Genomic DNA, 7853 nt, shown 5'->3' on the forward strand with positions numbered 1-7853 from the left:
AAACCGTGGCACGGCGGCGAACTCCGCCGCAACACCGAAACACACGGATGGTCGATCCTGGCCGCCGGCCGGGCGACCCGGCCACACGTACCGACCCGCACCGGCTGCCCCCTCTGCCCCGGCCCGGGCGAAGACACCCCCGCCGAGACCTGGCGGCTCGTCGGCGATGCCGGCTGGCGCGTGCGTGCGGTGCGCAACCGGTACGCGCTGTCCGACCGGCACGAGGTGGTCATCGAATCACCGCTCCACGACTGGGATCCGGCGACCGCCGCGGTGTCCGAAGTGGCCGATGTGCTGACCGCCTGGCAGGTGCGGCACCGCGCGCTGCGAGCCGACGCGGCCCAAGTCGCCGTCTTCCGCAATTACGGCACGGCCGCGGGAATCTCCCTGTCACACCCGCACTCCCAGGTCGCCGGCCTGCCGGTGCTGTCGCCGGCCACCCGCCACGGGCTCGAGATCGCCCGCGAACACCACACCACGACCGGCCGGTGCCTGGCGAACGACGAGCTCAAAGCCGAGCTCACAACCGGCACCAGGATCGTCTACGCCGACGAACACGTCGTCGCGCACACCCCCTTCGCGCCGACCGCCGACTGCGAAGTGAGGATGACCCTGCGTGAGCCGCGAGCGGACTTCGCGGCCGCACCGCGCCACAGCGTCGAGGAGCTGGCCCGGTGCTTGCGCGCCGTCCTCTCGGCGCTCCGGGCCGAATTCGACGATCCCGCGTACAACCTGGTCGTGCACACCGCGCCCACCGGGTTCGAGGACGCGCCGTTCCTCGGGTGGAGCCTGCAGCTGGTGCCCCGGCTGGCGATCGCGGCCGGACTGGAACTCGCGACGGGGATCCCGGTGGTCACCGTGGCCCCGGAACGGTCCGCGGCCCGGCTGCGCAACCGCCTCGCCGCCGCTGCGGTGTGAGCCGGAGCGGCCGCGGAGGCCGCTCAGGAATGCGCCCGCTTCGCCAGCTCCGCGTACCACTCCTGCTGCCACTTGCGGCCACGACGGCGGTTGAGTGCGAACACCGAGGTCCCATAGGCCAGCGCCAGCGCCAAACAGGTGACGAAGTACAGGCCGACCGCGGCGGCGACCGCGTTGACCACGGCGGCCGCGGAGGACAACGGCGCGGTGACGACCGCCCCGGAACCGTCGACCCAGATCGGAACCAGATCACCGCGGTGAGTGCCCGCGTCCGCTTTCACCTGTCCGGTGTGGCGCGTCCCGTCGGGACCGAGCCACGTCGCGTCGGTCGGCATCGGCACACCGACCTCGCCGCTGCGGCCCGTGACGGAGACCGGCGGCCCGTCGGCGAGCAGCGTCGCGGTCGCCGGCCGATCTTCGGCGAGCTCCCGGACGGACTGCTGCTTCTGCGCGGCATACACGGCCGAACCGGCCGCCGCGGAGAACGGGATCGCGACCAGCGCAACCAGGATCACCACCAGCACCAGCCCGGCCTGCACCCGATCCGAGGGCCGCGCCACCGAACCGCGCCGGGGAGCGAGCAGATGCCACCAGCGCAGCACATGGTTCGCCGAAGGAGCCACGCTCGCACCTTCCCTTCCCCGGACGGGCTTTCGCTCCTCAGCGTGGACCGGGCGCCCGCCGCGCCGAAGAGGCCTTGTGCCCGTGGTGGCGGGCCACGGGTCCTCGCGGCCCGACGGCGGTGCGAGGCGCGCGAGGACCAAAGGCCCTTGGCCGGCGACCGCGTCGACGGTCAAGGTCGAACTGGGCGACGACGAACGGAGACCGCCATGCAGACGCGCGACATCATGACCACGCCGGTCATCGCGGTGACCCCGTCCACACCACTCGACGACGCCGCGGACGTGATGGCCCGTGGCGGGTTCACGACGCTGCCCGTGGTCGATCCCGCCGGCCGCCTCCTCGGCGTGGTCTGCGAGCTCGATCTGGTGCGAGCCGGTTTCCCTGCCCCTCAGCAGAACACCGACGCGGACGACGAGGGCACACCGCACGGACCCAGCACGGTCGCGACCGTCATGCGCGCTCCGGACGTCACCGTGCCGAGCGACCTCGATCCCGCCGAACTGACCCGCCGCATGGCCCAAGCCGGCGTTCGGGCGCTCCCCGTGGTGGACGAGGGGAAGCTCGTCGGCATCGTGACGTTCCGGGACGTGCTCCGCGCACTGCCGGAGATCGCCAAGTCCTGAGAGAACGGTCAGCGCACCGGTGTGCGCGGCGCGGTGCGCACCGTCGTCACGTCGGCCGCTGGGCGGCGTGCGGTCATCCGGACGGGCAGGCCGTGGCCGATGCGCACCAAGGTGTGCGGCTGGCCGATCTCCCGGAACAGCTCCAGCAGCGGCCGGCGGGTGACGGCCGTCTCGAAGGGCTGGGACACGCAGGACGTGGCCAGACCGTCGGCCGTCGCGGTGAGCAGCACTCGTTGCAGGACCAGACCCGCCCGCACGTCGGCGGCGAACCCGTGCTCACGGGTGAGCACCACGGCCAGGCAGGGATCCTGCTCGAACGACCGGGCGGGGATGGCGTCGTTCTCGTGCGAGGACCGCAGGGGAATCACCATCGCCACCTCGGGCGGAGGTCCGAACGCGGCCGTCGGCACCCCGTCCGGGCTCTCCGGTTCGCGACCGGTCCAGCGCGCGGACTCGGCCCGGAAACCCGCGTCGCCGGCCTGCACGGCCTCGGCTTGCCGGGCCAGCGCCGTCACCTGCGAGTAGCGGCCCGAGGCATCGAGGAATTCGAGCAGGCCGCCTTCCGCCAGCGCCGCGGACCGCAGCCGGAACCGCGCCGGCGCCGAGACCGGACGCGCGGACAACGGCCGGCGGTTGGTGTGCCGGCGGAACACCGCCTCCGCGAGCCGCCGGTCGGGCGTGGCCGGCCGGCAGTCGCCGTCGAGGCGGATCACGGCGAGCAGATCGCGTTCGGCCGGGTCGGGCAGCACCCGCAGCACGGTGCCGAACCCGTTGACCCGCAACATGAGGACGAGGTTGTACGCGGCGGCGCCGCACGAGAGCCGGGCTTCGCGCGCGGCCGGATCGGCGACCGTCAGCACCCGGTTCCGATCGAGCCACACCTCGATCCGCGGCCCGTCCACGACGAACCGCCACGGCTGGGTGTTGTGCGGTGACGGGGCACGCACGGCCGCGGCGAGCGCTTGCTCCACGGCGAGGGGAAGTGCGGTGGTCATCAGGTGCTCCGGATCGGCTCGTCGGGTTCGGTCCGCGTGCCGGGACGGTCGCCGGGCCGTCGCGCGGCCAAGGACGGCCGCGCGCTCGACGAGGTCGGCGACCCGCGGTTGCGGAGGTGCGCCCGCCGTGGCTGGGTGTCGTGGGCAGACGAGGCCCGGCTCACCGCGCGTGCGAGCACGGTGCTCTCGCACGGGGCGAGGGCCACTGCCGACGGCGAGGGCGTCATCTTCACTCCTGCCCCCGGAGGCGAGCACTCCGGCGCCTTCCAGGCTCGCCGCGGCCGCGGTGCGCCGCTGGAGCCCAAAGTCCCCGCAGCGGCGGCGGACGGCCCTAGCCGCTGGGCGCGTCGTTCACCGACGCTCGACCAGTACTCGAGGGAAGGCTTCTGCGATGGGTTCCGCGACCTCGGCCTCCGGCCGCTTCATCGTCGTCGGTTTCGACGGATCTCCCTCCAGCGACGCGGCGCTGCGCTGGGTCCTCGGCGTCGCGGCCCAGCCCGGCGACGCCGTGCACGCTGTGGTCGTGCGGCCCACCGAAACGCCGGTGCCCGGCACTTCGCCGGCTTTCCAGGCACCCGGCCGGCGACCGGCCGGCCAGTACTCACCGCACGCTCACATCGCGGGCATCCGCGCGGAGTTCGCGGCGGCGTCCGAGGTCACGATCTCGACGCCGCACGGCGATCCGGCCACCGAGCTGATCACCGCGTCCACCGACGCCGACCTCCTCGTCGTCGGTGCCCACGGCGCGGGGCGAACGCGCGAATTCCTGCTCGGCAGCGTGTCGCGGGAGTGCGTGCGCTACTCCCGTTGCCCGGTCGTGGTCGTCACACCCGAGGCCGCCCGCCGCCTGGTTCCCGCGCCGACGGCCTGAGTCACGACGACGGAACAGGTCGATCGCGCCGCACGCCGTGCCCAGGCTCACGCCTCTGCGAATTCGTGCCCGGGGTCCGCGAGGCGACGAGCGTGCCCAGCGTGTCCCGGCGGTCCTCCCGCGCCATCGACTGCGGCCCGCACGATCCGCCGCAGCGTGGCGTCCCGCTCGAGCTCCTACGCGACCGACGGCACCGCTTCAACAAGACCATCCATCTCCCCGCGGGCGCCGATCAGCTCCTCGACGCGGTTCTGCGGATCCCAGAGGGTTTCACGCAGCTTCAGGTCCGAGGGGTCCCGGACCTGAGGCAGCTGGCATCTGCGGGCGTCGTGGCCGGCAATCGTGTCCTCCGCGTCATCTGCGACATTCCGGAAGAAATGACTTTCTGCTCTGTGGCCCCTCCCCCAGCCCGCGCAAGCTGGGTTTCGACAGGAACGCGTCACCAGTTCGCCGCTTCCCGCGGCTCGGGAGACCGATGAATCCTCACGTGGGTCCGGCCGGACGGCTGAGCTCCGATCAGGTCACCTCGGTGCTTCGCGCCGCCACGCTCGCACCCTCCACTCACAACACCCAGCCGTGGCTGTTCAGCACCGACGGCGAGGGGATCAAGCTCTACGCGGACCCTGATCGCGTGTTGCCGGTCGCCGACGCCGACCGGCGAGAGCTCGTGCTCTCCTGCGGAGCAGCACTGGTGAACCTGCGCATCGCGATCCGCGCCCTCGGCGTGCACCCGGCCACGACGATGTTCCCCCGACGCGACGAGCCTGACCTGCTCGCCGTCGTCCTGCCGACCACGGCGGCCCCGGTCGACGCCCGGTCCGTCGTGCTGGCCCACGCAATCCCGCGCCGGCACACCAATCGCACCCCGTTCGCCGCGAAAGCGGTTCCTCCCGCGATCGTCGGCCTGCTCCGGCACGCGGCCGAAGCCGAAGCGGCCTGGCTGCCGCGCCTCGACGAGCGGCAACTCGCCGGACTCCACGCTCTGATTCAGGAAAGTCACCTCGTCCAGTCGGCCGATCCGGCGTTCCTCGCCGAATGGCAGCGATGGACCAGGCGTGCGCCCACCAGGCGCGACGGCGTGCCCTTCGCCGCCGGCGGCACCACGGCAGACGATGACTCCTGGGTCCTGCGAGACTGCGGGGACCGCGCCGCCCCGGCAACTCCGGCTACCCCGCCGCTGGTGGTCGTGGTCGGTTCGTTCGGGGACACTCCCGCCGATCGGCTGCGCGCCGGCCAGGCGATGCAGCGGGTGCTGCTGACCGCCACCACCCACGGTCTCGACGCCTCGTTCATCTCCCAGCCGATCGAGGTGCGCGCGACCCGGCTCCGGCTGCGGCACCTGATGGGAGACGGGTTGTGGCCCCAGATCGTGCTGCGCCTCGGTTACGGCGAGCCGGTGGCCTGGACGCCACGACGGACACTCGCGGAAGTGCTCGTCGACCGGTCCTCGTTGTCCGCATGAGGGCGACGCCGGTTTGTCCCGCGTGGCCAGGTGGGGCGTGCGCGATCGTTCACCGGCGACGTGATCGCCGGCCCATCGGCACTGGCGCGATCCGGCTCGAGCCACCGGCACTTCACGGCTCTGCGCTCAGCTGGTCCACTTCCACTCCCGCACTTCCGGTAGATCCTCACCGTGCTCGGTGATCCACCGCCGGTGCCGGTCCTGGGCCTGGGTCATCCGCTGTCGCAGCACGCCGGCCGTGGAGACGAGTCCCGGGACCCGGTCGAGCACGTCGATCACGAGCTGGAAGCGGTCCATGTGGTTGAGCACCAGCATGTCGAACGGCGTGGTCGTGGTGCCGTGTTCGGTGTAGCCGCGCACGTGGAACTCGGCGTGGTTCGTGCGGCGGTAGGCCAGCCGGTGAATGAGCCACGGATAACCGTGGTAGGCGAAGATCACCGGCCGGTCCGGGGTGAAGAGGGCGTCGAACTCGCGGTCACCCAGGCCGTGCGGGTGCTCGGCAGCCGGTTGCAGCCGCATGAGGTCCACCACGTTCACCACGCGCACCGCCAGATCGGGCAGCTCGGCGCGCAGGATCGAGACGGCGGCGAGGACCTCCAGCGTCGGGGCGTCGCCGGCGCAGGCGAGCACGACGTCGGGCTCGCGGTCGAGACGGGTGCTCGCCCACTCCCAGATCCCCACGCCACGCGCGCAGTGCAGCGCGGCATCCTGTGCGTCGAGCCAGTCCGGCGTTTCGTTCTTGCCCGCCACGATCACGTTCACGTAGTCGCGGCTGCGCAGGCAGTGCGCGGCGACCTCGAGCAGCGTGTTGGTGTCGGGCGGGAAGTACACGCGCACGACCTCGGGGCTCTTGTTCGCCACGTGGTCGACGAACCCCGGGTCCTGGTGGGAGAAGCCGTTGTGGTCCTGCCGCCACACGTGCGACGTGAGCAGGTAGTTCAGCGACGCGACCGGCCGCCGCCACGGGATCTGCCGGTGCGTGCGCAGCCACTTGACGTGCTGGTTGACCATCGAATCGACGATGTGCACGAACGCCTCGTAACAGGACAACAGCCCGTGCCGGCCGCTGAGCAGGTACCCCTCCAGCCAGCCCTGGCACAGGTGCTCCGAGAGCACCTCCAGCACGCGGCCGTCGGGCGCCAGGTGCTCGTCGGGCGGGGCGAGCGGCAGCTGCCACGCTTTCGCGGTGACGTCGTACACGGCGTCGAGGCGGTTGGACGCGGTTTCGTCCGGCCCGAACAGGCGGAAGTTGGCGAATTCGGCGTTGCGCCGGAAGACCTCGCGCAGGAAGCGGCCCAGCACCCGGGTCGGCTCCGCGGACGTCGCGCCCGGCTCGACCACCGCAACCGCGTGGTCGCCGGTTTCGGGAAGCGAGAGGGGACGGAGCAGCACACCGCCGTTGGCGTGCGGGTTCGCGCCCATGCGGCGATCCCCCCGGGGGATCAACGCGGTCACCGCACCGGTCGGCCGGCCGTGCGTGTCGAACAGCTCGTCAGGCCGGTACGACCGCAGCCACGCCTCCAGGGCCCGCAGGTGCTCCGGGTCCTCGCGCACCCGCGCGAGCGGTACCTGGTGAGCACGCCAGGTCCCTTCCACGCGCGTACCGTCCACAGTGGCCGGGCCGGTCCAGCCTTTCGGCGACCGCAGCACGATCATCGGCCAGGGCCGCCTCGTACGACCGCGTCGCAGCACCATCAGGTCGGCGACCACCGCGTCGAGCGCGGCCGCCATCGCCTGGTGCATCACCGCGGGCTCGTCGCCCTCCACGTACGCCGGAGCCCAGCCGGCGCCGCGCAGCAACGAGTCCAGTTCGGACGGTGGGATCCGCGACAGCACGGTCGGGTTGGCGATCTTGTAACCGTTGAGATGCAGGATCGGCAGCACCGCGCCGTCCCGGGCCGGGTGGAGGAAGCGGTTCGCCTGCCAGCTCGTGGCCAGCGGGCCCGTTTCGGCCTCACCGTCCCCGACGACGCAGGCGACCAGCAGGCCCGGGTTGTCGAACGCGGCGCCGAACGCGTGCGCCAGCGAGTAACCGAGTTCCCCGCCTTCGTGGATCGAACCGGGCACGTGCGGCGAGACGTGGCTCGGCACCCCGCCGGGGAAGGAGAACTGGCGGAAGAGCCGGTGCAGCCCCTCTTCGTCGCGCGAGACCTCGGGCCACAGCTCGGAGTACGTCCCCTCCAGCCAGGTGTGCGCTCGCAGCGCGGGGCCGCCGTGGCCGGGACCGGTCACGAACATGGCGTCGAGGTCGTGGGTGATGATGGCGCGGTTGAGGTGGGCGTAGACGAAGTTCAGCCCTGGCGAGGTCCCCCAGTGCCCGAGCAGGCGCGGTTTGACCTGGCCGGGCACGAGCGGCTCTC

At 72.3% G+C, this 7853-nt stretch carries 7 protein-coding genes; 4 read left to right on the forward strand and 3 right to left on the reverse strand.

What is annotated here, in order from left to right:
* The coding region (locus ACIA77_RS52150; RefSeq protein WP_395893703.1) for a galactose-1-phosphate uridylyltransferase at positions 1 to 918 on the forward strand (918 nt) is incomplete at its 5' end.
* 23 nt (positions 919 to 941) lie between these two features.
* Here ACIA77_RS52150 and ACIA77_RS52155 read toward each other — a convergent pair.
* Positions 942 to 1541 (reverse strand): hypothetical protein, encoded by a 600-nt coding sequence (locus ACIA77_RS52155; RefSeq protein WP_395893704.1) that lies wholly within the window; start codon positions 1539 to 1541, stop codon positions 942 to 944.
* A 207-nt stretch (positions 1542 to 1748) separates the two neighbouring features.
* Between ACIA77_RS52155 and ACIA77_RS52160 the strand changes: the two genes are divergently transcribed.
* On the forward strand, positions 1749 to 2165 hold the full coding sequence (locus ACIA77_RS52160) for an HPP family protein (RefSeq protein WP_395893705.1): 417 nt from the start codon (positions 1749 to 1751) through the stop codon (positions 2163 to 2165).
* An 8-nt stretch (positions 2166 to 2173) separates the two neighbouring features.
* On the opposite strand, the gene ACIA77_RS52165 is transcribed toward ACIA77_RS52160, so the two are convergent.
* Entirely contained in the window at positions 2174 to 3160 is a 987-nt protein-coding gene (locus ACIA77_RS52165; RefSeq protein WP_395893706.1) for an Acg family FMN-binding oxidoreductase, read from the reverse strand.
* 391 nt (positions 3161 to 3551) lie between these two features.
* Between ACIA77_RS52165 and ACIA77_RS52170 the strand changes: the two genes are divergently transcribed.
* Together ACIA77_RS52170 and ACIA77_RS52175 are read left to right on the forward strand one after the other, a co-directional pair.
* Positions 3552 to 4031 (forward strand): universal stress protein, encoded by a 480-nt coding sequence (locus tag ACIA77_RS52170; protein WP_395893707.1) that lies wholly within the window; start codon positions 3552 to 3554, stop codon positions 4029 to 4031.
* Positions 4032 to 4506: 475 nt separating this feature from the next.
* On the forward strand, positions 4507 to 5493 hold the full coding sequence (locus ACIA77_RS52175) for an Acg family FMN-binding oxidoreductase (protein ID WP_395893708.1): 987 nt from the start codon (positions 4507 to 4509) through the stop codon (positions 5491 to 5493).
* A gap of 126 nt (positions 5494 to 5619) precedes the next feature.
* On the opposite strand, the gene ACIA77_RS52180 is transcribed toward ACIA77_RS52175, so the two are convergent.
* The coding region (locus ACIA77_RS52180; protein WP_395893709.1) for a phosphoketolase at positions 5620 to 7853 on the reverse strand (2234 nt) is incomplete at its 5' end.

The sequence above is a fragment of the Amycolatopsis sp. NPDC051903 genome (assembly GCF_044452505.1).
Lineage (GTDB): Bacteria > Actinomycetota > Actinomycetes > Mycobacteriales > Pseudonocardiaceae > Amycolatopsis.